The organism is Streptomyces sp. NPDC034084, from assembly GCF_055575535.1.
In genome coordinates this window covers 613523-636794 of record NZ_JBVISK010000004.1, presented here as the reverse complement: position 1 = coordinate 636794, position 23272 = coordinate 613523, and the positions used below count along the sequence as shown (strand labels likewise).

At 71.8% G+C, this 23272-nt stretch carries 23 protein-coding genes; 3 read left to right on the top strand and 20 right to left on the bottom strand.

The window, feature by feature from the left end; genetic code table 11:
- From ACZ51I_RS18035 to ACZ51I_RS17975, 13 genes are all read right to left on the bottom strand, one after another.
- Positions 1 to 366 (bottom strand): YraN family protein, encoded by a 366-nt coding sequence (locus ACZ51I_RS18035; protein WP_468876655.1) that lies wholly within the window; start codon positions 364 to 366, stop codon positions 1 to 3.
- A gap of 133 nt (positions 367 to 499) precedes the next feature.
- Complete coding sequence (locus ACZ51I_RS18030) at positions 500 to 808, bottom strand: DUF2469 domain-containing protein (RefSeq protein WP_005311352.1); 309 nt, start codon at positions 806 to 808, stop codon at positions 500 to 502.
- 55 nt (positions 809 to 863) lie between these two features.
- Positions 864 to 1394 carry an NUDIX hydrolase gene (locus ACZ51I_RS18025; protein ID WP_468876653.1) on the bottom strand — a complete coding sequence of 177 codons (531 nt, stop codon included), beginning with the start codon at positions 1392 to 1394 and terminating at the stop codon, positions 864 to 866.
- The gene (lepB, locus tag ACZ51I_RS18020; protein ID WP_468876651.1) at positions 1391 to 2158 is read right to left on the bottom strand and encodes a signal peptidase I; all 768 of its coding nucleotides are present in this window, start codon (positions 2156 to 2158) and stop codon (positions 1391 to 1393) included. Before lepB (ACZ51I_RS18020) ends, ACZ51I_RS18025 begins: the two co-directional genes overlap by 4 nt.
- Positions 2159 to 2232: 74 nt before the next feature.
- Positions 2233 to 3168 carry a signal peptidase I gene (gene lepB, locus ACZ51I_RS18015; protein ID WP_468876865.1) on the bottom strand — a complete coding sequence of 312 codons (936 nt, stop codon included), beginning with the start codon at positions 3166 to 3168 and terminating at the stop codon, positions 2233 to 2235.
- On the bottom strand, positions 3137 to 4126 hold the full coding sequence (gene lepB / locus ACZ51I_RS18010) for a signal peptidase I (protein ID WP_468876649.1): 990 nt from the start codon (positions 4124 to 4126) through the stop codon (positions 3137 to 3139). Before lepB (ACZ51I_RS18010) ends, lepB (ACZ51I_RS18015) begins: the two co-directional genes overlap by 32 nt.
- Positions 4119 to 4919, bottom strand: coding sequence for a signal peptidase I (lepB, locus tag ACZ51I_RS18005; protein WP_468876648.1), 801 nt, complete (start codon positions 4917 to 4919; stop codon positions 4119 to 4121). The genes lepB (ACZ51I_RS18010) and lepB (ACZ51I_RS18005) overlap by 8 nt, the downstream gene beginning before the upstream one ends.
- A 69-nt stretch (positions 4920 to 4988) precedes the next feature.
- Positions 4989 to 5339: a 50S ribosomal protein L19 gene (gene rplS, locus ACZ51I_RS18000; protein ID WP_015036473.1), complete on the bottom strand. Its 351-nt coding sequence runs from the start codon at positions 5337 to 5339 to the stop codon at positions 4989 to 4991.
- Between the two features lie 126 nt (positions 5340 to 5465).
- Positions 5466 to 6287, bottom strand: a complete 822-nt coding sequence (trmD, locus tag ACZ51I_RS17995; protein WP_468876645.1) for a tRNA (guanosine(37)-N1)-methyltransferase TrmD — start codon at positions 6285 to 6287, stop codon at positions 5466 to 5468.
- On the bottom strand, positions 6284 to 6898 hold the full coding sequence (gene rimM / locus ACZ51I_RS17990; protein WP_468876643.1) for a ribosome maturation factor RimM: 615 nt from the start codon (positions 6896 to 6898) through the stop codon (positions 6284 to 6286). Before rimM ends, trmD begins: the two co-directional genes overlap by 4 nt.
- 112 nt (positions 6899 to 7010) lie before the next feature.
- Positions 7011 to 7250 carry an RNA-binding protein gene (locus ACZ51I_RS17985; protein WP_020868149.1) on the bottom strand — a complete coding sequence of 80 codons (240 nt, stop codon included), beginning with the start codon at positions 7248 to 7250 and terminating at the stop codon, positions 7011 to 7013.
- Positions 7251 to 7252: 2 nt separating this feature from the next.
- Positions 7253 to 7696, bottom strand: coding sequence for a 30S ribosomal protein S16 (gene rpsP / locus ACZ51I_RS17980; RefSeq protein ID WP_467385382.1), 444 nt, complete (start codon positions 7694 to 7696; stop codon positions 7253 to 7255).
- Positions 7697 to 7850: 154 nt separating this feature from the next.
- Complete coding sequence (locus ACZ51I_RS17975) at positions 7851 to 8444, bottom strand: hypothetical protein (protein WP_030690647.1); 594 nt, start codon at positions 8442 to 8444, stop codon at positions 7851 to 7853.
- Between the two features lie 366 nt (positions 8445 to 8810).
- Between ACZ51I_RS17975 and ACZ51I_RS17970 the strand changes: the two genes are divergently transcribed.
- Positions 8811 to 9536 carry a methyltransferase domain-containing protein gene (locus tag ACZ51I_RS17970; RefSeq protein ID WP_468876641.1) on the top strand — a complete coding sequence of 242 codons (726 nt, stop codon included), beginning with the start codon at positions 8811 to 8813 and terminating at the stop codon, positions 9534 to 9536.
- An 18-nt stretch (positions 9537 to 9554) separates the two neighbouring features.
- Here ACZ51I_RS17970 and ftsH read toward each other — a convergent pair whose 3' ends face one another.
- The 6 genes from ftsH to nsdA form a co-directional block, all read right to left on the bottom strand.
- Positions 9555 to 11483 (bottom strand): ATP-dependent zinc metalloprotease FtsH, encoded by a 1929-nt coding sequence (gene ftsH / locus ACZ51I_RS17965; RefSeq protein WP_468876639.1) that lies wholly within the window; start codon positions 11481 to 11483, stop codon positions 9555 to 9557.
- Between the two features lie 214 nt (positions 11484 to 11697).
- On the bottom strand, positions 11698 to 13251 hold the full coding sequence (ffh, locus tag ACZ51I_RS17960) for a signal recognition particle protein (protein ID WP_468876637.1): 1554 nt from the start codon (positions 13249 to 13251) through the stop codon (positions 11698 to 11700).
- A 119-nt stretch (positions 13252 to 13370) separates the two neighbouring features.
- Positions 13371 to 15830 (bottom strand): [protein-PII] uridylyltransferase, encoded by a 2460-nt coding sequence (locus ACZ51I_RS17955; RefSeq protein ID WP_468876636.1) that lies wholly within the window; start codon positions 15828 to 15830, stop codon positions 13371 to 13373.
- Positions 15831 to 15850: 20 nt separating this feature from the next.
- Positions 15851 to 16189: a P-II family nitrogen regulator gene (locus ACZ51I_RS17950; RefSeq protein WP_015036464.1), complete on the bottom strand. Its 339-nt coding sequence runs from the start codon at positions 16187 to 16189 to the stop codon at positions 15851 to 15853.
- Positions 16186 to 17532, bottom strand: coding sequence for an ammonium transporter (locus ACZ51I_RS17945; protein ID WP_468876633.1), 1347 nt, complete (start codon positions 17530 to 17532; stop codon positions 16186 to 16188). Before ACZ51I_RS17945 ends, ACZ51I_RS17950 begins: the two co-directional genes overlap by 4 nt.
- Positions 17533 to 17854: 322 nt before the next feature.
- Positions 17855 to 19330, bottom strand: a complete 1476-nt coding sequence (gene nsdA, locus ACZ51I_RS17940) for a transcriptional repressor NsdA (protein ID WP_468876631.1) — start codon at positions 19328 to 19330, stop codon at positions 17855 to 17857.
- A 426-nt stretch (positions 19331 to 19756) separates the two neighbouring features.
- Here nsdA and ACZ51I_RS17935 point away from each other — a divergent pair, with 426 nt between their 5' ends.
- Complete coding sequence (locus ACZ51I_RS17935; RefSeq protein WP_468876629.1) at positions 19757 to 20410, top strand: bifunctional DNA primase/polymerase; 654 nt, start codon at positions 19757 to 19759, stop codon at positions 20408 to 20410.
- A gap of 57 nt (positions 20411 to 20467) precedes the next feature.
- Here the strand turns inward: ACZ51I_RS17935 and ftsY are convergent, their stop codons facing one another.
- Positions 20468 to 21688, bottom strand: coding sequence for a signal recognition particle-docking protein FtsY (gene ftsY / locus ACZ51I_RS17930; protein WP_468876627.1), 1221 nt, complete (start codon positions 21686 to 21688; stop codon positions 20468 to 20470).
- A gap of 85 nt (positions 21689 to 21773) precedes the next feature.
- On the opposite strand from ftsY, the gene ACZ51I_RS17925 reads away from it, so the two are divergent.
- Positions 21774 to 23234: a cytosine permease gene (locus tag ACZ51I_RS17925; RefSeq protein ID WP_468876625.1), complete on the top strand. Its 1461-nt coding sequence runs from the start codon at positions 21774 to 21776 to the stop codon at positions 23232 to 23234.
- The last annotated feature ends 38 nt before the right edge of the window (positions 23235 to 23272 follow it).

Below are 23272 nucleotides of genomic sequence, written 5' to 3'. Positions count from 1 at the left end.
TCAGGCCACCCCCTGGGCGTGGGTGAGGACGGGGGCGCCCTTGCGCGGGAGGACGATGCCGACGAGGTCGATGCGGACGCCCCCGGCGGGGGCGTCGGTGGCGTTGCGGTCGAGCCAGCAGGCGGCGAGGCGCCGGAGCCGCTCGGCCTTGCGGGGTGTGACGGCGGCCATCGGGTGTTCGTAGGCGCCGTCGCGGCGGGTCTTGACCTCGCAGATGACGAGGGTGTCGCCGTCGCGGGCGACGATGTCGATCTCGCCGGTCCGGCCGCAGCGCCAGTTGCGGGCGAGGATGAGCATGCCGGTCGCGGTGAGCCGGCGGGTCGCCAGCTCCTCCCCGTACCGTCCGAGGGCTTGGGTCCTGTTCATGCGGTACCACCTCCGTCACCGACTGTGACGGAGTGCGGCGGACCGCGTGGGGCGCTGTGGACGCCCAGGGGGCTGTGGACAACCCGGTCACCCGTGAGGGTGGTTTCGGCGTGTGCGGCGCGAGGGCAGGGCCTCAGCTGCCGGGGAGTTCGAGGTCGCTCTTGTTGAGCTCCTCGATGTTCACGTCCTTGAAGGTCAGAACGCGGACCTGCTTCACGAACCTCGCAGGCCTGTACATGTCCCAGACCCAGGCATCGGCCATGCTGACCTCGAAGAAGACCTCGCCCTGCACCGAGTGCACCTGCATCTCGTAGTCGTTGGTGAGGTAGAAGCGCCGCTCGGTCTCGATCACGTATTTGAACAGCCCGACGACGTCGCGGTACTCCCGGTAGAGCTTCAGCTCCATCTCGGTCTCGTACTTCTCGAGGTCCTCGGCGCTCATGGCATGTTCCCCTTCAGCCGTGCGTCCCCCCATTGTGCGCCAGTCGTGCGCGCCCCTAAACGATTTCCGGGGCGAGAACCACCGGTGCACGCGGAGGTCCCTCGTCGAGCAGCGTGCGCAGCAGCTCGGCGAGTCTGGTCGGGTACACCGTCTCACGGGCCGCCGACAGTTCGGCGGAGGTCCACCATCTCAGGCCCGCGAGGCTGCGGGTCTCCAGGTCCGTGAGCGCCTGCGGCCGGGACGCGGCCCCGGTCCCGCGGGTGCGGGCGAGGTAGTACCACTCGTCCTGGTCCCAGCGGCGCCCGTCGAAGGGGAAGGAGCAGTACCGCTTCCAGAGCACGGGACCGAGGTCGACGTCGGTGATGCCGGTCTCCTCCGCGAGTTCGCGCAGCGCCGCCTCCTCGCGGGTCTCGTCGCCCTCCACGCCGCCGCCCGGCGTGAACCACCAGGTGTCCTCGGGGTCGTCGGGCTCGTGGCCGTGCAGGAGGAGGATGCGGTCGTCGGGGTCCAACAGGACGACCCGCGCGACCCGCCGTGTCACGGACCCGGTTCCCGGGGCGGCCCCCAAGCTCCCCGTATCCGTCATGCCCCCACCTTCTCCCGCGCGCCCGGCCGCGGCCCGTCGGAACGGTGGCGGCCCAGGCGGCCCGCCACCGGCCCGTACGCGGATCCCAGGAGGATCAGCGCGGTGCCGGCCGCGACCGCCGTGAGGAGCGTGGTGAACGGTCCCGGGCGCGAGATGCCGCCGGGGAGGCCGGCGAAGCCCTTGGGAGGCTCCAGGAGGCCCTTGGCGGGCCAGACGACGGCGTCGACCCTGCCGACGACCGCGGAGCGGGGCACGGAGCCCTGTCCCGCCTCCTCCATGTGCGTACGGGAGTCGAGCGAGGTGTGCCGGTCGTCGCCGAGCAGGAAGAGGTTGCCCGGGGGGACGGTCACGGAGAACTCCTGGCCGGAGGCGACCGTCCTGCCGCCGGGTCCGGGCCGCAGGTACGGCTCGTCGACGGGCTTGCCGTCGACGGTGAGCCGCCCGTCCCGGTCGCAGCAGGCGACGGTGTCGCCGCCGACGGCGGCGACGCGCTTGACCATGGGCGAGGAGCCCCAGAGGGGATCGGTGAAGACGACGACGTCACCGCGCCGCACCTCCTCGCCGTCGATCCGCTGGGCGAGGATCTTGGACCCGACGTCGAGGGTGGGGGTCATGGAGTCGGTGGGGACGGTGTACGGCTGGTAGAGCACGGCTCCCCAGACGAATCCGCCGAGGAAGAGCACACAGCCGACGGCCACGGCCAGCCCCGACAGCACGCTGCCGAGGCGGCCGCGGCCGTCCTTGGTCCGTATGGTTCCGCTCATGTGCGCACCCCGTAGGTCTGTCGGCGGACCGTAGGTCGTTCGACGGTCCGGGACGGCACCCTACCCGCGGCTCGCTACTCGGCGGTATGCCCTGCGGCCTGCTTCTTCCGGCGCCACAGCACGAGCGGGAGCGCCCCCGCGAGCCCGGCCGCTCCGAGGGGGGCGGCGCCCAGGGCCTTGTTGAGCGCGGGCTGGTCGAAGATGTCGGGCACGGGGAGCGTGGCCCAGCGGGTGACCGGCCAGGCGACCACGACGGCGCGGCCCACGACCTCGTCGTCGGAGACGGTGCCGCCGCCGGGGAGCTGCTGGTGGAAGCGGGAGTCCAGGGAGTTCTGGCGGTTGTCGCCCATGACCCAGATCCGGTCCTCGGGGACCTTGATCGGGCCGAAGGAGTCCTGGCAGGGCACGGCGCCGGGCGCCAGGTACGCGCTCTCGTCCAGCGCCACGCCGTTGACGACGACCTTGCCGCCCTCCTTGCAGGAGACGGTGTCGCCGCCGATGGCGATGACGCGCTTGATGAGGTCCTTCTCCTCGGCGGACGGCATGAGGCCGATGAAGCTGAGGAACTTCTGCACGACGTTCGGCGTGGGCGTCTCCTGGCCCTCGAGCCAGCCGCCCGGGTCGTGGAAGACGACGACCTCGCCGCGCTCGGGCTCGGAGCCGAACCAGGGGGTCAGCTTGTCGACGAGGACGCGGTCGCCCTTCTGGAGGGTGTTCATCATCGATTCCGAGGGGATCGAGAACGCCTGCACCAGGAAGGTCTTGATCAGCAGGGCGAGCACCAGGGCGATGCCGACGAGGAGGGGCAGTTCCTTCCAGAAGGAGCGCTGCTTCTTCTGGCCCCGGCCGGGGCCGCGCGCCGCTTCGTCGCCGTCCTCGCCCGGCGTACCGCCGCCCGGCGGCTGCGCCTGCCCGTCACCCGTCACGTCGTCACCCGTCGTGTCGTCGTCGAGGGCCCCGCCGGCCCTCCTGTCGGGCTCATCGTGTCCGGATCGTGCGCCGACGGCCAAATCCCCCACATCCACTCCTCAGTCCGTGCGAACGCCCGCCCCGGGTCAGGGACAGGCCCACCACTCCCATAACGAGCAGAAGTTCCGCAGGGGTCGGGAGCCCGGGCAATCCGTTCAGATTCCGCTGGGACACACTATGCGACGGACCGGACGCGGTCGCGGACCCGGTACGGGCGTCCGGCACGGCGGAGAAGGTGTCCCGCTCCTCCAGGCCGCGCCAGTGCCCGAAGGGCCAGGCGATCACCACGGCACGTCCGACGACCTGCTCCTCGGAGACGGTGCCGTGGCCCTTCTCGTCGAGGTGGAAACGGGAGTCGGCCGAGTCCGAGCGGTGGTCGCCCATGACGAAGATGCGGCCCTGGGGGACCTTCACCTCGAAGGGGATCTTCGACGGCGGGTTCCCGGGATGCAGGTACGGCTCGTCCAGCGGCACGCCGTTGACGCTGATCCGCCCGTCCTCGCCGCAGCAGCGGACGGTGTCGCCGCCGACGGCGACGACCCGCTTGATGAGGTCCCGGTCGTCGGCCGAGGGCAGCAGGCCGATGAAGGTCAGGGCCTGCTTCGCCTGCTTGACGCCGACCGGGTCGTCGGCCGGCGGAGCGGCCTCCTGCTGGAGCCAGTTGCCGGGGTCCTTGAAGACGACGACGTCCCCGCGCTGCGGGCGGGAGCCGAACCAGGGCGTGAGCTTGTCGACGAGGACCCGGTCGTCGACGCGGATCGTCTGCTCCATGGAGCCGGAGGGGATGACGAACGCCTGGACCAGGAAGGTCTTGAGGACCAGCGCGATGAGCACGGCCACCGTGATCAGGACGGGGATCTCCCGGATCGCGGAGCGCTGCCTGCGCCGCCTGACCCTGCGGGCGAGCCTGCGGCGCTCGGCCCGTCCGGGCAGCGGCGCGCCCTGTCCGGCGGCGGGGCCGTGGGCGGGCCCCCCGCGCGGCCGGCCACGGCTACCCATGGCCCGCCCCTCCGTGTCCGCCGGCCGAAGGCCCGGGTACGGCGCCGAAGGCGTCCGTGCCGGGCACGGTGGACCAGCGGCCGAAGGGCCAGGCGATCCAGTCGGCACGGCCGATCACCCGGTCGACGGGGACCATGCCGCCGCCGGGGCTGCCCAGGTGGTCGCGGGAGTCGCTGGACTGGCTCCGGTGGTCGCCCATGACCCAGAGCCTGCCCGGCGGGACGACGATGTCGAAGGGGACGCTGGAGGGACGGTCGCCGAGCATCACGTACCGCTCCTGGACGGGAACGCCGTTGACGGTGAGCCGGCCGTCCTTGTCGCAGCAGACGACCCGGTCGCCGCCGGTTCCGACGACCCGCTTCACGAAGTCGGTCTCGTCGGGCTCGGCGAGACCGAGGGCGGCCGCCCCGTCGTGCAGGAGCCCGGTGACCGGATCGTCCCGGGGCACTTCCCGTACGAAGGAACCGGTGCCGTCGAAGACGACGACGTCACCCCGGGCCGGCTCGCTGCCGAAACGGTACGCCAGCTTGTTCACGAGAATCCGGTCGCCGACCTGGAGCGTCGGTTCCATGGAGCCGCTGGGGATCAGGAACGGCTGGATGACGAAGTGGCTCAGGAGCAGCAGGAAGACCACGCAGGCGCCGCCCACGAGGGCGGTGCGCCGCCAGGAGGGGGCGCACCGTGAGCCCCCGGGAACGCGCGCGGAGCGCGACCCTTCCTCCGTGCCGGAATCCTTGCCGGAATCCGTGTCGGACGAGGGGTCGCGCTCCGTGTGCTGTGCTTCGGTGTCCATCGCTGGCAGAGCCTATCCGGCCTGTCTGTGCGGGGAGTCGGAAGCGTGGGGCGTGCCGGGAGCCGGGGCTCAGCGGTCGCGCTTCTCCTTGATCTTGGCGGCCTTGCCGCGCAGCTCACGCAGGTAGTAGAGCTTGGCGCGACGGACGTCACCGCGGGTCACGAGCTCGATCTTCTCGAAGATCGGGCTGTTCACCGGGAAGGTGCGCTCGACGCCGACGGAGAACGAGACCTTGCGGACCGTGAAGGTCTCGCTGACGCCCGAACCCTGGCGGCGGATGACGACGCCCTTGAACTGCTGGATACGGGAGCGGTTGCCCTCGATGACGCGCACGTGGACGTTCACGGTGTCGCCGGGACGGAAGGCGGGGAGGTCGGAGCGGAGCGAACCCGCGTTGACCTGGTCGAGCAGGGAGGCCATGGAGGTCTCTTTCCTCGCTGATGCCACAGGTCATCAGCGGTACGTTCGAATGACTGGGAGCGTCGTCCGCTTCTGGCGGCGTCTTCCCCCTGTGGCAGGGGCGCGCGCCGGACGGACGACAGCGGCCTATTCTTCCACGCCCTCGGCCCTGCGCCAAAATCGGCCGCCGGGCTCGGGCGCCCACCCCATCATGGAGAGGATCTCGCGGTCCTTCTTGTCGAAGGCGGCCGGGTCGCAGCGCTCGATGAGGTCGGGCCGGTTGGCGACGGTACGGCGGAAGGCCTCGTCGCGCCGCCAGCGGGCGATCTTGCCGTGGTGCCCGCTGAGGAGGACGTCGGGGATGCCCCGGCCGCGCCACTCGGGGGGCTTGGTGTAGACGGGGCCCTCCAGGAGGTTCGCCATGGCGCCGGGGGCGAAGGAGTCGTCCCGGTGGGACTCGGCGTTGCCGAGGACGCCGGGCAGCAGGCGGGCGACGGCCTCGGTGACGACGAGGACGGCCGCCTCCCCGCCGGCGAGGACGTAGTCGCCGATGGAGACCTCGTAGACCGGCATGCGGGTCGCGTACTCGTCCATGACGCGGCGGTCGATGCCCTCGTAGCGGGCGGGGGTGAAGATCAGCCAGGGGCGCTCGGAGAGCTCGACGGCCAGCTCCTGGGTGAAGGGGCGGCCGCTGGGGGTCGGGACGACGAGGACCGGGCCGTGCGCACCGGCCTCGTAGCCGTCGGCGAGCGTCTGGTCGAGCGCGTCGCCCCAGGGCTCGGTCTTCATGACCATGCCGGGGCCGCCGCCGTAGGGGGTGTCGTCGACCGTGTTGTGCCGGTCGTAGGTCCAGTCGCGCAGGTGGTGGACGTGGACGTCGAGCTGCCCGCGCGCGCGTGCCTTGCCGACGAGGGAGACGTTCAGCGGTTCGAGGTACTCGGGGAAGATCGTGACGACGTCGAGCCTCATGCCGTCTCCTCGCCGGAGGGCTCGCGGGACTTCTCGCCCGAGGACTCGCCGGAGCCGTCGGGGGATTCCTCGCCGTCGTCCCGGGAGGAGACGATCTCGGCGCGGTCGTCGATCAGGCCGGGCGGCGGATCGATGACGGCCCGCTGCTCCTCCAGGTCGATCTCGGTGACGATCGACTCGACGAACGGGATCATCAGCTCGGTGCCGTCGGGCCGCTCGACGATGAAGAGGTCCTGGGACGGCAGGTGGGAGATCTCGGTGATCCGGCCGATCTCGGTGCCGTCGGCGAGGACGACGTCGAGGTCGATCAGCTGGTGGTCGTAGTACTCGTCCTCCTCCTCGGGCATCTCCGTGGGGTCGACCTCGGCGATGAGGAGGATGTTGCGCAGGGCCTCGGCGGCGTTCCGGTCGTGGACGCCCTCGAAGCGAAGCAACAGCCGGCCGCTGTGGACGCGGCCCGTCTCGATGGTCAGCGGCCCGGCGGAGGCCGGGTCGGTGAGCAGTACGGCACCGGGGCCGAGCCTGAGCTCGGGCTCGTCCGTCCGCACCTCGACGGTGACCTCGCCCTTGATGCCGTGGGCGCGGCCGATCCGCGCGACTACCAACTGCACTGCTCCACACTCCTCCTGTCACACAGCTCGTACGTACGACAACGGGCCGGGGCGGGCTCTTCAGCCCTCCCCGGCCCGTGCCGGCACAACTAAGGTGATGCTGCCGGCCTGCTCAGCGGACCTGGTCCACGTCGACGAGGTCGACCCGGATCCCACGGCCGCCGATGGCGCCCACGACGGTGCGCAGCGCGCGCGCGGTGCGGCCGTTGCGGCCGATCACCTTGCCGAGGTCGTCGGGGTGGACCCGGACCTCCAGCACGCGGCCCCGGCGCAGGTTGCGCGAGGCCACCTGCACCTCGTCGGGGTTGTCGACGATGCCCTTCACGAGGTGCTCGAGAGCCTCCTCGAGCATGATCAGGCCTCGGTCGACTCGGTGGACGCGGCCTCGGCCTCGTCTGCCTTCTTGTCGGCCTTCTTGGCCTTCGGGGTGATGGCCTCACCCTTGTCGTCGCCGGCCTCGAGGGTCTTCGCGAACTCGTCGAACGAGGCGCGCTTCGCCTCCTTGGTGGCCGGGACGAGCAGAGCCTTCTCGGGGGCCGGGAGGCCCTTGTGCTTCTGCCAGTCGCCCGTGAGCTTCAGGATGGCGAGAACCGGCTCGGTCGGCTGGGCGCCGACGGACAGCCAGTACTGCGCACGCTCGGAGTCGACCTCGATACGCGACGGGTTGTACGTCGGGTGGTAGAGGCCGATCTCCTCGATCGCGCGACCGTCACGACGGGTGCGCGAGTCGGCGACGACGATGCGGTAGTGCGGCTGGCGGATCTTGCCGAGGCGCTTGAGCTTGATCTTGACTGCCACTGGAGTGGTGTCTCCTGGTCTTGACGTGGTTGGGCACTTGAGATGCCACGTGGGGTTGCGGTACTCGGATGCCCGATGGACGCGTCAGCCGGAGGAGAGAGGGGTCCTGTGCGACTGTCGAGTACAGCTAGCCATTGTGCCACACGCCGCCGACTCAGTTGGCGGCGCCCACTGTCTCGGGGATGCGGAAGGGCTTGCCGCAGCCGCCGCAGACGATCGGGGCCTGGGCCAGCACGGAGGGCACCACGCGCACGTTCCGCCCGCAGTCGCAGACGGCCTTGACGCGCACGCCGCCGCCCGAGGAGCCGTGCCGGGCGGCAGGTCCGCGGAAGGAGCGCTTGGTGTCGGCGGCCGTGGCGACCGTGTGCGCCTTCAGGGCGCGCTGGAGCCGCTCGATCGTGGGCCGGTAGCGGCGCCTGGCCTCGGGGTTGAGCGTGACCAGGGAGAAGCCGCTGCTGGCGTGCGGCTCCTCGGGATGGTCGAGGCCCATCTCCTCGGCGATCGCGAGGAATCTCCGGTTGTGGTAGCGGCCGGCGCGGGAGGTGTCGCGGACACCTCGGGCGGCGGCGATGCCGTGGACTGCCTCATGGAGCAGTCGCTCGAAGGAGAGTTCGGCGCCGCAGGCGGACGAGGACTCTCCGATCAGGGACTCGGGCGCGGCAAGATCGGGCAGCTCGGGGTGGTGCCGCTGAATGTCGGCCCACGCCTGTGCCAGCTCTGCGGCGAGAACAGGGGGTGTCGTGCTCACGTCGCGTACAACGAGCCGAAGTGCCCCTGGGTTCCATTCCGGGGCAACCCAAATATTTTGCACGTACCCGTCAGTTGCCGTTGATGTGTCCCGTCGCGGGGCCAGTGCCCCGATCTGCGGAGGAAGTCACGCAGGGACCCTCAAGCCGGCGTGTACCGGCGCATACGCCCCGGCGCACGGGCACGGTGTACGCGCCCCCAGGATCGCCGGAACCTTCGCGGAGACCCTACCGGGTCCGTGCGCAAGGCGGCGCACCGCCCCTCCCCCGGGTGAATCGGTCCGGTACGAGCACTGGACGCGGCCGGGGATGCGCAGTTCCCTGGCTACGGGGGGCTGTCGTCCGAGCACGGATTGGGGCGCTTTTCCATGACACCTACGCTCGTCCCGCACCACCCCGCGCGCGACTGGGCCGAGATCCAGGAACGGATGCTGGTCCCGCTCTACGAGGCGGTGTACGACCGCCTGGGCGTGGGCGCGGGTTCCCGGCTGCTCGGCCTGGGCTGCGGCTCGGGCCTGGCGCTCCTGATGGCCGCGGCCCGGGGCGCGCGGGTGGCCGGCGCGGACCGGGACCACGCGCGCGTGGAGCTGGCCAGGGAGCGCCTGCCGGAGGGCGTGACGGTGACGGAGGAGCCTCCGGAGGCACTCCCGTACGACGTGGTCACGGCCTTCCACGCGACGGACGCGATCCTCCCCGAACTCCGGACTCTCACCCGGACGGCCCCATCGGGCGCGGCTGTCGTCCTCGCCGGGTGGGGGCCGCCGGAGCGGTGTGCCACGGAACCGGTGCTGCGGGTCGCGGCCCGGCTCGCGGACCGCGGGCCCGCTCAGGGGCCCGACCTGGACGCGCTGGTGGCCGGGGCGGGGCTGCGGCCCGTCGGCGGGGGCCGGGTGGCCTGCCCCTTCGGCTACGCGGACGAGGGCAGCGCGGTGCGCGGGCTGCTGTCGACGGGCCTCTTCGACGAGGCGGTCCTGGCGACTGACCTCTCGCAGGTGGAGAAGGAGATCGAGGAGGCGCTCGCGCCGTACGTCAGGGCGGACGGGACGGTGTGGATGCCGAACGTCTTCCGGTACGTCGTCGCCAGGGTGGCGTGACCCCTCCTCCGGCCGCCCTCAGAGCCCCTCCGGCTCCTTCTCGAGGCGCGGGACGCCCGCCGCGCGGTAGGCCGCGTCCTCCTCCAGCGTCTCGTTGGCCAGGAGGGCCGCGGCCAGGGCGTCCAGCTTGTCGCGGTGCTCGCGGAGTTGCCGCAGGGCGCTCTCGTAGCACTCGTCGACGATGCGGCGCATCTCGTCGTCGACGGCGTCGAGGGTCGCGGGGGCGGCCGAGAGCCCGTACGCCTGCTGGGCGTCGCTCGGGATGGCGGTGAGGCGGCCGACGCGTTCGCTCATGCCCCAGCGGCCCGCCATGCCCCGGGCGATGTTGGTGACCTGCTCCAGGTCGCTCTCGGCGCCGGTGGTGATGACGCCGAAGACGACCTGCTCGGCCGCCATCCCGCCGAGGGCCCCGATGATCCGGCCCCGGAGGTACTCCTCGGTGTAGGCGTACCTGTCGGCGTCGGGGGTCGACAGGGTGACGCCGAGGGCCCGGCCGCGGGGCACGATGGTGATCTTGCGGACCGGGTCGGCGCCGGGCTGGAGCATGCCGAGCAGGGCGTGTCCGCTCTCGTGGTACGCGGTGCGGCGCCGCTCCTCCGCGGGCATCACGAGCGGCCGTTCGGCGCCGAGCTGGACCTTCTCCAGGGCGTCGGACAGGTCGGAGCGGGTGACGGCCTTCTGGTCGCGCTTGACCGCGAGGAGGGCGGCCTCGTTGGCGAGGTTGGCGAGCTCGGCGCCGGTCATGCCCGGCGTCGTGCGGGCCACGTGCTCCAGGTCGACGTCCTGGGCGAGCGGGATCCCCCGCGTGTGGATCTTGAGGATGGCCTCGCGGCCGCCCCGGTCGGGCGGGTTGACGTGGACGATCCGGTCGAAGCGGCCCGGCCGGGTGAGGGCCGGGTCCAGCACGTCGGCGCGGTTGGTGGCGGCGAGGACGATGACCCCCTCGGAGCCGGTGAAGCCGTCCATCTCGGTGAGGATCTGGTTGAGGGTCTGCTCGCGTTCGTCGTGCCCGCCCATCCCGGAGCCGCCGCCCCGGGCCCGGCCGATGGTGTCGATCTCGTCGATGAAGATGATCGCGGGGGCGACCTTGCGGGCCTCGGCGAACAGCTCGCGGACGCGGGAGGCGCCGACGCCGACGATCATCTCGATGAACTCGGAGGCGGAGGCCGAGAAGAACGGCACCCCCGCCTCGCCCGCGACGGCCCGTGCCAGCAGGGTCTTCCCGGTGCCGGGAGGGCCCGCGAGGAGCACACCGCGGGGCATCCTGGCGCCCATCTCGCGGTAGGCCTGCGGGTTCTTCAGGAAGTCCACCACGTCGTTGAGCTCGCCCTCGACCTCGTCGATGCCGGCGACGTCCTCGAAGGTGGTGCGCCTGCCGCCCTCCAGCTCGACCGGTTTCGGCGGCTGCTTGCGGCCGAGCATGCCGCCCGCGCCGCCCATGCCCGAGCTCATCCGGCGGGCGATGAACACCCAGAGCACGACGAGCAGCAGCATCGGCGCCAGCGAGATGAGCAGGTTGGAGAGGAAGCTCCGCTCCTGGACGACGGGCTGGGCGGTGACGGTGACGTGCTGCTTGGTGAGCTGCGCCCACAGGTCGTCGTCGGCGAAGGCCGGCCGCTGGGTCTGGAACTTGGTGTAGTCGCCCTCGCCGTCGGGGACGGGCTGCTTGTTCTTCAGCTGCCCCTGGATCGCGTCGCCCTTGGAGTAGATCTTGCTGACGTTCCCGGCGGCGACCTGCTTGTCGAACTCGGTGTACGAGATCGTCGGCCCGTCGCCCTCGTCGAAGACCGACAGCACGATGTTGGCCAGCAGGTAGACGACGAGCGCGGTGAGGATCAGCCCGCCCCAGCCCCCCGGCATCCTCTTCCGCGGCGGCGGGGGCGGCGGGGCCCCTTCCGAGCGCCAGGGCTGGTCGGTCCGGTCGCGCGGGGGTACGGGGTTGGCCACGTGGCTCTCCTCGGGGCGGCAGTGGCCCCAGTATCGAAGAGCGGGAGGAACCGGGCATCGCGGGCGGCCCGGCAGGGTGAGAACGGGGGTGGAAAGGGGCGGAGAGCGGTTTCGCCCTGCCCGCGGGGTGACGGCGGGGCGGTCTCGGACCGCTCGGGGCACAGAGGGGCCCGGGGCGGTTTCGCACCGCCCCGGGCCCCTCACACGCGCTCGGTCAGCCCATGAACTTCTTGAACTCGTCCGGGAGCTCGAAGTCCTTCGGGATCTGCCCCGCCGCCGGGAGACCGAAGGCGCCGCCCGCCTGCGCCTGCTCACGACGCTCGGCCGCGGCCTGCTCCTCGGCCTTCCGCTTCATCGGGTTGCCGCTCTTGCGCTTGCCCTTGGCCTGCTTGACCTGCTTCTTCTGCCGGCCGGGGCCGCCGCCCATGCCCGGGATGCCCGGCATCCCCGGCATGCCGCCGCCCTGCGCCATGCGCGACATCATCTTGCGGGCCTCGAAGAACCTCTCGACCAGGCCCTTGACCGCGCTGACCTCGACGCCGGAGCCCTTGGCGATACGGGCCCGCCGGGAGCCGTTGATGATGGTCGGGTCCTGGCGCTCGGCCGGAGTCATCGACTTGATGATGGCGGCCGTACGGTCGACGTCCCGCTCGTCGATGTTGGCGATCTGCTCCTTCATCTGGCCCATGCCGGGCAGCATCCCGAGCAGCTTCGAGATGGAGCCCATCTTGCGGACCTGCTCCATCTGCGCCAGGAAGTCGTCGAGCGTGAAGGCCTCGCCCTTCTTCGAGGCGAGCTTCGAGGCCATCTTGGCTGCCTCGTCCTCGTCGAAGGTCTGCTGCGCCTTCTCGATGAGGGAGAGCATGTCGCCCATGCCGAGGATGCGGGACGCCATGCGGTCCGGGTGGAACGCGTCGAAGTCGTCCAGCTTCTCGCCGTTGGAGGCGAACATGATCTGCTTGCCGGTGACGTGCGCGATGGAGAGCGCGGCACCACCGCGGGCGTCGCCGTCGAGCTTGGAGAGCACGACGCCGTCGAAGCCGACGCCGTCGCGGAAGGCCTCGGCGGTGTTGACCGCGTCCTGGCCGATCATGGCGTCGACGACGAAGAGGACCTCGTCGGGGCTGACGGCGTCGCGGATGTCCGCGGCCTGCTGCATCAGCTCCTGGTCGATGCCGAGGCGGCCGGCGGTGTCGACGATCACGACGTCGTAGAGCTTGGTGCGCGCGTACTCGATCGAGTCCTTGGCGACCTGGACCGGGTCACCGACGCCGTTGCCCGGCTGCGGGCCGTAGAAGGCCACGCCCGCGCGGTCGGCGACGACGGAGAGCTGCGTGACGGCGTTGGGGCGCTGGAGGTCGCAGGCGACGAGCAGCGGGGAGTGGCCCTGGCTCTTCAGCCAGAGACCGAGCTTTCCGGCGAGGGTGGTCTTACCGGCACCCTGGAGGCCGGCGAGCATGATCACGGTCGGCGCGGTCTTGGCGAAGCGCAGACGGCGGGTCTCACCGCCCAGGATGGCGATCAGCTCGTCGTTGACGATCTTGATGACCTGCTGGGCGGGGTTGAGGGCCTGGGAGACCTCCGCGCCCAGCGAGCGCTCCTTGACCTGCTTGATGAAGGCGCGGACGACCGGCAGGGCGACGTCCGCCTCGAGCAGCGCGATACGGATCTCGCGCGCGGTGGCGTCGATGTCCGCCTCGGACAGACGGCCCTTGCCGCGGAGGTTCTTGAAGGTCGCTGCAAGGCGGTCGGAGAGGGTATCGAACACGGCGGTCGCGGATCCTCGGTGTCGGGGGCGGTCGGACTGCCCTCCAGGGTATCGGGCCGCTCGAAGTGTGTGCCCCCGCCCGCCGGATCCGGCGCGCTGGGGCGGTCGGGTTCAGGCCCTCATCGCAGCGCCGACTCCAGTGTCCGGGCCAGGTCGACCGCTTCCTCGTCCGGCAGCAGGGAGCCGTCCGGGCGGGTCACGTACAGGGTGTCGACGGCGTTGGCGCCCAGGGTGGAGACGTGGGCGCTCCTGACCCGTACCGTCGCCCCCTCCAGGGCGCGGCCGATGCGGTGGAGCAGGCCGGGGGCGTCCTGGGCGCGGACCTCGATCACGGTGGCGAGGCGGGAGTCGGCTGCGGCGACGGTCACGCGGGGCGGCGGGGCGGAGAGGCCGCGGCGGCGGGGGTAGGCGGCCTCGCGCTCGGCGAGGCGGGCGGGGATGTCGAGGGAGCCGTCGAGGGCGCGGACGAGGTCGGCGCGGAGCCGGGCGGCCTCGGGCAGGGAGCCGTACTCGGCGGCGACCCGCCAGTCCAGTACGAGGACGGCGCCGGAGCCGACGCCGCTGGGGAGGTCGACGGCGCGGAGGTCGGCGGCGCGGACGGTGAGCCGGTGGAGGGCGAGGACGCCGGCGACGGCGGGGAGGACGCCGGGCTGGTCGGGCAGGGCGATGAGGAGTTCGACGCCGACCGGTTCGGGTCCCTCGGGTTCCGTCGGCTCGGCGACGACCGTCTCGGTCCGGGTGCGGAGGGTGACGACGGGTTCGCCGGTGCGCAGGGCCTCGATCGCGAGGCGTTCCTGTTCGGCGCTGGGCGCGGCGGCCTCGGGTTCGGGCGGGGCTTCGCCCGCGAGGACGCCGGCGACCCGTTTGACCAGGTCGGCGACGAGTGAGGCGCGCCAGGAGGACCAGGCGGCGGGGCCGGTGGCGAGGGCGTCGGCCTCGGTGAGGGCGTGCAGGAGTTCCAGGGTGCCGAGGGTGCCGACGGCGGAGGCGACGGTCTGGACGGTGGCGGGGTCGTCGAGGTCGCGCCGGGTGGCGGTCTCGACGAGGAGCAGGTGGTGGCGGACGACGGTGGCGATGACGGCGGTGTCGGTGCGGTCGAAGCCGATGCGGGCGGCGAGGTCGCGGGCGATGGTCTCGCCGGCGACGGAGTGGTCCCCGGGCCAGCCCTTGCCGATGTCGTGGAGGAGGGCGGCGACGAGGAGGAGGTCGGGGCGGCCGACGCGGCGGGTGAGCGAGGAGGCCCGTACGGCGGTCTCCACGAGGTGCCGGTCGACGGTCCAGGTGTGGACGGGGTTGCGCTGGGGACGGCAGCGGACGCGCTCCCAGTCGGGGAGGAGGTGGGAGATGAGCCCTTCGGCCTCCAGGGCCTCCCAGACGGGGACGGTGGCCTCGCCCGCCCCGAGGAGGGTGACGAGTTCCTCGCGGGCCTCGGCGGGCCAGGGCACCGGCAGGGATGTGGCGGCGGCCGCGAGGCGGCGTACGGCGTGCGGGGAGATCGGCAGGGCGGACTGGGCGGCCGCGGCGGCGGCCCGCAGGGGCAGGACGGGGTCGCGTTCGGGGCGGGCGCCGCGGGCGAGGACGGCCTCGCCGTCCATCTCGACGACGCCCTCGGCGAGCGGGGTGCGTTCGACGGGGGGTTTCGCGCCGCCGCCGCGGCTCAGGAGGGCGCGGAGCCGGGGGCGGCTGGAGCGGGCCTTGAGGACGCGGTTGACCTCGCGCCAGGTGACGTCGGTGGCGTACGAGATGGTCCGGGCGGCCTCGTACACCTCGCGGAGCAGGGTGTCGGCGTCGAGGAGGCCGAGTCCGGCGGCTACGGCGTCCTGTTCCTGGAGGGCGAGCCGGTCGGTGGCGCGGCCGGTGGCGAGGTGGAGGGCGTCGCGGGCGTCGAGGAGGCGGCGGCGGGCGGCGTCGAGGCCTTCGCGGGGGGCGTCGGCGAGCCAGGACGCGGCGACGGCACGGAGGACCTGGGCGTCGCGGAGTCCGCCCCTGGCCTCCTTGAGGTCGGGTTCGAGGAGGTACTGCAGCTCCCCCATGCGTTCGGCGCGCTCCCGGCAGAGCGCGTCGAGTTCGGGGAGGCGCCTGGGGGCCTGGTTGCGCCAGTCGGCGAGGACGGCGGTGCGGAGGGAGGAGACGAGTCCGGCGTCGCCCGCGACGGTCCGGGCGTCCAGGAGGCCGAGCTGGACCTTGAGGTCCTCGCCCGCGGTGGCGCGGGCTTCGGCGGGGGTGCGGACGGAGTGGTCGAGGGCGAGGCCGAGGTCCCAGACGGGATACCAGATCCGGTCGGCGAGGGCGGCGACGGCTGCCCTGTCGGCGGTGCCGTCGTGGAGCAGGAGGAGGTCGAGGTCGCTGCGCGGGGAGAGTTCGGCGCGTCCGTAGCCGCCGACGGCGACGAGGGCGGTCCCTCGGGGCGGTGCGGCGGCGGCGAAGAGGCCGGCCAGCCAGTCGTCGGTGAGCCGGGCGAGGGCGGCACGGCGCGACGGCCCGGGCCGCTCCTTCTCCTGGAGGAGGAGCAGCCGGGCCGCCGCGTAATCGCCGGGTCCCGAATCTTCGGTCTCTTCGCTGACTTCGAGGCTCGTCACCCGGCGGCTCCTTCGTGTGCTTACAGTGCGTCCGGACCGCGCTCGCCGGTGCGGACCCGTACGGCGGTCTCGACCGGCACGCTCCACACCTTGCCGTCTCCGATCTTGCCGGTGCGGGCGGCCTTCACGACGACGTCGATGAGCTGTTCGGCGTCCTCGTCCTCGACGAGGACCTCGATGCGGATCTTGGGGACCAGGTCGACGGTGTACTCGGCGCCCCGGTAGACCTCGGTGTGGCCGCGCTGGCGTCCGTAACCGCTGGCCTCGGTGACGGTGAGGCCGTGGACCCCGAAGGCCTGGAGGGCCTCCTTGATCTCGTCGAGCCGGTGCGGCTTCACGACCGCGGTGATGAGCTTCATGCGTCCACCTTCTTGTTCTCGCTCAGGACGGGCGTCGCCGCGGCGGTGCTGCGTCCGGTGATGCCGCCGCCGGCTCCGCTGAAGTCGTACGCGGTCTCGGCGTGCTCGACCTGGTCGATGCCGGAGACCTCGACGTCCTCGCTGACCCGCATCCCCATCGTCTTGTCGATGATCAGGGCGAGGATCGCGGAGGCGATCAGAGAGTAGGCGAGGACCGAGAAGACGCCGATGGCCTGCTTGCCGAGCTGCTCCAGGCCGCCGCCGTAGAAGAGGCCCTTGGCGTCGGACTGGACGCCGCCGGTGGCGAAGAGGCCGACGAGGAGGGAGCCGGCGACGCCGCCGACGAGGTGGACTCCGACGACGTCGAGGGAGTCGTCGTAGCCGAACCTGTACTTCAGGCCGACGGCCATGGCGCAGAGCAGACCGGCGATGGCACCGACGGCGATCGCGCCGAGCGGGCTCACGGCGCCGCCGGACGGGGTGATGGCGACGAGGCCGGCGACCGCGCCGGAGGCGGCGCCGAGGGTGGTGAAGGAGCCGTGGCGGATCTTTTCGTACGCGAGCCAGGCGAGCATGGCGGCGGCGGTGGCGACCTGGGTGTTGACGAACATGACGGCGCCGACGCCGTCGTCGTTGCCGAGCCAGGAGCCCGCGTTGAAGCCGAACCAGCCGAACCAGAGGAGACCGGCGCCGAGCATGACCAGCGGGAGGCTGTGCGGGCGCATCGGGTCCTTCTTGAAGCCGACCCGCTTGCCGATGACGAGGATCACGCCGAGGGCGGCCGCGCCGGCGTTGATGTGGACGGCCGTGCCGCCGGCGAAGTCGATGACGCCCATCTCGAAGAGCCAGCCGCCCGCGCCCCAGACCCAGTGGGCGACGGGGAAGTAGACGATCGTCACCCAGAGGGTGATGAAGAGGGTCCAGGCGGTGAACTTGACGCGGTCGGCGAGGGCGCCGCTGATGAGGGCGGGCGTGATGATCGCGAACATCAGCTGGAAGACGGCGAAGACGTACACCGGGATGGTGTAGCCGTCCCAGAGTTCGGTGATGCCGATGCCGCTGAGGCCGACGTACTCGGAGGACCAGCCGATGAGCGAGCCCGAGTCGGCGCCGAAGGCGAGGCTGAAGCCGAAGATCACCCAGAGGATCGTGACGATCCCGAGGCTGATGAAGCTCATCATCAGCATGTTGAGGGTGGACTTGACGCGGACCATGCCTCCGTAGAAGAAGGCGAGTGCCGGGGTCATCAGCATGACCAGGGCGGAGCAGATGAGCATGAACCCGGTGTTGGCGGCGGACAGCTCGGGGGCGTCTGCTGCCAGGGTCGTGATGGCTGGTGCCATCGGCGTCTCCTCGTCGTCGAATGCGGCCGTGCGGGGCGGGGGCCGGGGAGCGTCCGGCCGTGGGATGGCCGGTTATGGGCCAGAGATTCGCGCAGCGCGGTTTCCGCCGATGCCGCTCGATGTTTCGGCGCAGTGACGAAGGAGTGGGGCGTGTTACGTGACGGTGAACGCCCCGGTCACAGCCAGGTAACGGGCGTACCCTCCGCCCGGTGGAAAAGACCGGCCGCGCCGCCGTCCGTGTGACCTTGCGGCGGGGGAGCCGAGTCGGGCATTACGGGACGGTCGGCGCGGCCGGGGTGCGGGGGCTCGCCGGTGGCCGGGGTCAGACCGCTTCGGCGGCCTCGGGCAGGAGCTGGGTGAGCCGGTCGGTGAGCTGGACGACCTCGGCGACGTCGCTGTAGGTGCGGGCGGCGTGGTCGACGGTCTTGCGGAGCCGGGTGTTGACCCGCTCGGAGCGGATGCTGCGGGCGACCCCGAGGGCCTTCTCGGCGAGGACCACGGACTGCTCGGGCTCGCGCTTGAGGAGGTGGACGGTGGCCATGCCGATCAGGTTGAGCGCATACGACCGCTGGTGGTCGGGGTCCTTCTCGAAGAGCTCGACGGCCCGCTCCATGACGGGCTCGGCGAGCGAGGCGTAGGTCGGGGAGCGGCCGGCGACATAGGCGAGGTCGCGGTAGGAGTGGGAGTTCTCGCCGTTGAGCTCGGCCTCGGAGAAGAAGCCGATCCAGTCGGGCTCGGGCTCGCCGTCGAGGCCGACGTCGGCGAAGGTGTCCTCGGCCATCCGGACGGCCCGCTTGCACTTGGAGGGCTGCCCCATGTTGGCGTAGGCGCGGGCCTCCATCGCATACAGCATGGCCTGGGTGCGGGCGGTGGCGCAGTCCCGACTGCCGTACTGGGCGAGGTGGATGAGTTCGAGGGCGTCGTCGGGCCGGCCGAGGTGGATCATCTGGCGGCTCATGGACGAGAGGATGTACGAGCCGAGGGGCTTGTCGCCGGCTTCCTTGGCGGCGTGCAGGGCCAGCACGAAGTACTTCTGGGCGGTGGGCTGGAGGCCCACGTCGTAGCTCATCCAGCCGGCGAGTTCGGCCAGTTCGGCGGCGCAGGTGAAGAGGCGCTTGGCGGTGGCGGCGGGCTGGGACTCCTGGAGGAGGTCGGTGACCTCGTGGAGCTGGCCGACGACGGCCTTGCGGCGCAGTCCCCCGCCGCACTGGGCGTCCCACTTGCGGAACATGGCGGTGGTGGACTCCAGGAGGTCGAGCTCGACCTCGGAGAGCCGGTTGGGGCGGCGGGCGTCGACGAGGGGCTCGGGGCGCTCGGTGTCGCCGACGGGGGTGGGGACCAGCCACCGCTGCATCGGCTCGATGAGGGCGGGCCCGGCGGCGAGCTGGAGGGAGGAGCCGAGGAAGCCCCGGCGGGCGAGCATGAGGTCGCTGCGGGAGAACTCGCTGAGCAGGGCGACGGTCTGCGGTCCGGCCCAGGGCAGGTCGACGCCGGAGACCGAGGGTGACTGGTGGGCGGTGCGCAGTCCGAGGTCCTCGATGGCGACGACGGAGCCGAAGCGTTCGGAGAACAGCTCGGAGAGGATCCGCGGGATGGGCTCGCGGGGCTGCTCGCCGTCGAGCCAGCGGCGCACCCGCGAGGTGTCGGTCGAGATGTGGTGCGCGCCCATCTGGCGCGCCCTGCGGTTCACCTGGCGTGCCAGCTCGCCCTTCGACCAGCCGCTGCGCACGAACCACGAGCCCAGCTGCTCGTTCGGGCGCTTGCCGGCAGTCGTACCGTCTGCGCCGTTGCCGCTCACTGGAACGCCCCCATCCACCTGATGACCTGTCGTCCGAACCCCTATCAGAATGCCGCCTGTTGCGGCACCCGTCCGACGTTCGCACTCCTTCGAACTGGAAACCGGCTTGCCTCCGGCATACCCACACGCGCAAGCGGCCCCTGGTTTCGAGTACCGAAAGTAATCCTACGATCACGCCTCCACGAGGGAGATTCAAGAAACGCCACCATTCGCCACCCCTTCGAATGAACTCGCCCCCGGTGGAACGCGCTTCACTTGACATGCGACGAACCGGAGTCGGCGGCCGGAAGCGCGGAGAGGCGCGCGCCCAGGTCCGCACCACCCCGCGCACGACCGCGCGCCAAACCCGGGCGACGGACCGTGACGAAAGGTGACGAGTGCGCTCCGGGTCGTAACCACCGGCGCGCTCGACCCGTTGGAGGGGGCATGGGTTTCACGATCGGCGGCATTCGTGAGATGCGGTCCGGCGCACGCCGCCGCGTACGCACCACGGAGTGCACTGCGGTGGCGGAGTACACCGGACTGTGGGGCTGGGACGTCGTCCCCGGCGCACGAGCCGTCTCCGGCCAGTGCTCCTGTGGCGACCGGGCGTGCACGGCCCCCGGCGCGCACCCGCTCTCCTTCGCGGAACCGGTCCCGGCGGGCGCGGGCCTGGACGACGCCACGAAGGCCTGGTCCGAGTACCCGGGCGCGGCGCTGCTCCTCCCGGTCGGCCGCGCCTTCGACGTGATCGAGGTGGCCGAGGCGGCGGGCCGGCGGGCGCTGGTGCGCCTGGAGCGCATGGGGCTGCCGCTGGGCCCGGTGTGCGCGACCCCGACCGGCCGGGCGCGGTTCTTCGTGGCCCCGGGCGCGGCGGCCGAGCTGCCGCAGCTGCTGTACCGGATGGGCTGGGACGACGCCGATCTGGACCTGCACGGTCTGGGGCCCGGCTCCTATGTGACCGCTCCCCCGTCGGACCTGGGCGGCCTCGGGCCGGTGCGCTGGCTGCGGCCACCGACGCTGGACACGGCGGGCGCGCCGCCGCAGGCCCGGCTGCTGCTCGGCACCCTGGCGTACATCTGCCACCGGACGCACCTCTGAGCACACGGAAGGGCCCCCGCCAGAGGGCGGGGGCCCTTCCGTGTGCCGTACGAGGCGTCAGTCGCCGATCAGGGCGTCGACGAAGGCGCCCGGCTCGAAGGGCGCCAGGTCGTCCGGGCCCTCGCCCAGGCCGACCAGCTTGACCGGGACGCCCAGCTCGCGCTGGACGGCGACGACGATGCCGCCCTTGGCGGTGCCGTCGAGCTTGGTGAGCACGATGCCGGTGATGTCGACGACCTCGGCGAAGACACGGGCCTGGATCAGGCCGTTCTGGCCGGTGGTGGCGTCGAGGACGAGGAGGATCTCGTCGAGCGGGCCGTGCTTCTCGACGACGCGCTTGACCTTGCCGAGCTCGTCCATGAGGCCGGTCTTGGTGTGGAGCCGGCCGGCGGTGTCGATGAGGACGACGTCGGCCTTCTCGGCGATGCCCTCCTTGACCGCGTCGAAGGCGATCGACGCCGGGTCGCCGCCCTCGGGTCCGCGCACCGTCCGGGCGCCGACGCGCTCGCCCCAGGTCTGGAGCTGGTCGGCGGCGGCGGCGCGGAAGGTGTCGGCGGCGCCGAGGACGACGGACTTGCCGTCGGCGACGAGGACGCGGGCCAGCTTGCCGGTGGTGGTGGTCTTGCCGGTGCCGTTGACGCCGACGACCATGACCACGCCCGGGGTGTCCTCGGGGCTCTCGGTCTTCACCGTGCGGTCGAAGTCGCCGAGGAGCGCGACGAGCTCCTCACGGAGCAGGGCGCGCAGCTCCTCGGGGGTGCGGGTGCCGAGCACCCTGACCCGCTCGCGCAGCCGGTCGACGAGCTCCTGGGTGGGGGCGACGCCGACGTCGGCCGTGAGGAGGGTCTCCTCGATCTCCTCCCAGGTGTCCTCGTCGAGGTGCTCGCGCGACAGGAGCGTGAGCAGCCCCTTGCCGAGCGAGTTCTGGGAGCGGGCGAGCCGGGCCCGGAGCCGTACGAGACGGCCCGCGGTCGGCTCCGGGACCTCGATCTCGGGCGCGGGGGGCGCGGCGACGACGGGGTCCTCGACGGCGGCCGGAGTCTCGACGGCCTCATCGGCGGGGAGTTCGACCTCCTCGACCGTGCGGCGTGGTTCCTCCCGCGGCGTCTCCGCCTCCTCGCCGACGTGCGGCTCGGCGGGCGGAGCGGTGATGGTCGGCGTGGTGGACGGCGGCTCGGCCGGCGGCAGCTGCTTCTTCTTGCGGCCGCTGATCACGAGCCCGCTCGTCACGGCGACCGCGACGACCAGAGCGATGACTACAGCAAGGATGAGTTCCATAACCCGTCCAGTATCGGCCACGAGGGGACCGTTGGCGGAGCACGTAACCTGGGTGGGTCCCCCCACATCTGTACGGAGTACCCCCATGCCCCACGACGCCTCCGAAGCCGCAGGCGCGACCCCCGACGGCGCCATGGAGACCCGCGGTCTCGAACCCGTCCCCGACGCCGAGCGGACCGGTCGGGTCCGCGAGCTCTTCCCGACCTGGGTCGCGGCCAACATCAGTGTGCTGCTGCTCACGATGGGCGCCGGTCTGATCGTCTTCAACGGCCTGAACATCTGGCAGGTCCTGACGGTGGCGATCGCCGCGCCGGTCCTCTCGTACGGGATCGTCGGCCTGATCTCGATCGCGGGGAAGCGCGGCGGTGCGCCCGGCATGGCGCTGTCACGGGCCGTGTTCGGTCAGCGCGGAAACCTTTTTCCCGGTGCGCTGATCTGGGTGGCCCGCTGGGGCTGGGAGACGATCAACGCGGTCACCGGCGCGTACGCGGTGCTGACCGTCCTCGACCTGCTCTTCGGCGTGAAGTCCAACACGCTCCTCATCGTGGTGACGCTGCTGCTCTTCGTGACCTGCACGTTCCTGGTCTCGGGCCTCGGGATCAACGCGCTGCGGGTGTGCAGCAAGTGGTCGACGTACCTCTTCGGCGCCTTCTCGGTGCTCGTCCTGGTCTATCTGGTGGCGAACACCGACTGGTCGGCGGTCTTCGACAAGCCGGCCGGTTCGACGGCGATGATGGTCGCGGGCATCGGCACGATCGCGGCCGGCGGCATCAGCTGGGTCCCCTCGGGTCCCGACTTCACGCGCTACCTGCCCCGCACGGCCTCCTCGCGGGCGATGGTCGGCTCGACGATCGGCGGCGCCGGGATCGTGGTGCTCCCGATGGTGCTGATGGGCGCGGTGATGGCGGTGTCCACGCCGGACCTGGCCTCGGCGCAGGACCCGGTCTCCTTCATCGGTGAGCTGCTGCCGATGTGGATCTCGGTGCCGTATCTGGTGATCGCCCTGATCGGGATGCTGCTGATCAACTCGATGTCGATGTACTCGGCCGGGTTCACGGCGCAGACCCTGGGCATCAAGGTGTCGCGTGCGGCGGCGGTGAGTGTGAACGCGCTGATCAGCCTGGTCTTCGGTTTCCTCCTGATGGTCGTGGCGACCAGCTTCATCGGTTCGTTCATCTCCTTCCTGACCCTGCTCGCGGTGGCGTTCTCGGCGTGGATCGGCGTCTTCGGCGTCGACATGTTGCGCCGGAGGTCTTACGACGCGGCGGCGCTCATGGACACGACGAGGACCAGTGCCTACTGGTACCGGGGCGGTTTCGCCTGGCAGGCGATGACGGCGTGGGCCGTGGCGCTGCTCGTGGGGCTGCTGTTCACGAAGGTCGACTGGTTCTCCGGTCCGCTCGCCCCGTCGTGGATCGGTGAGAACGGTCTGGGCTGGGCGGCGACGATCGTGGTCGCCGGCGTGCTGTACGCGGTGTTGCCGCGCACTCCCGCGAAGGCTCCGGCCGAGTCCCGCGCCGAGGTCGGCGAGACCGTTTCCATCTGACTCTCCGTCAGCTACTGTCCCCCTTCCGCGCACCCGCG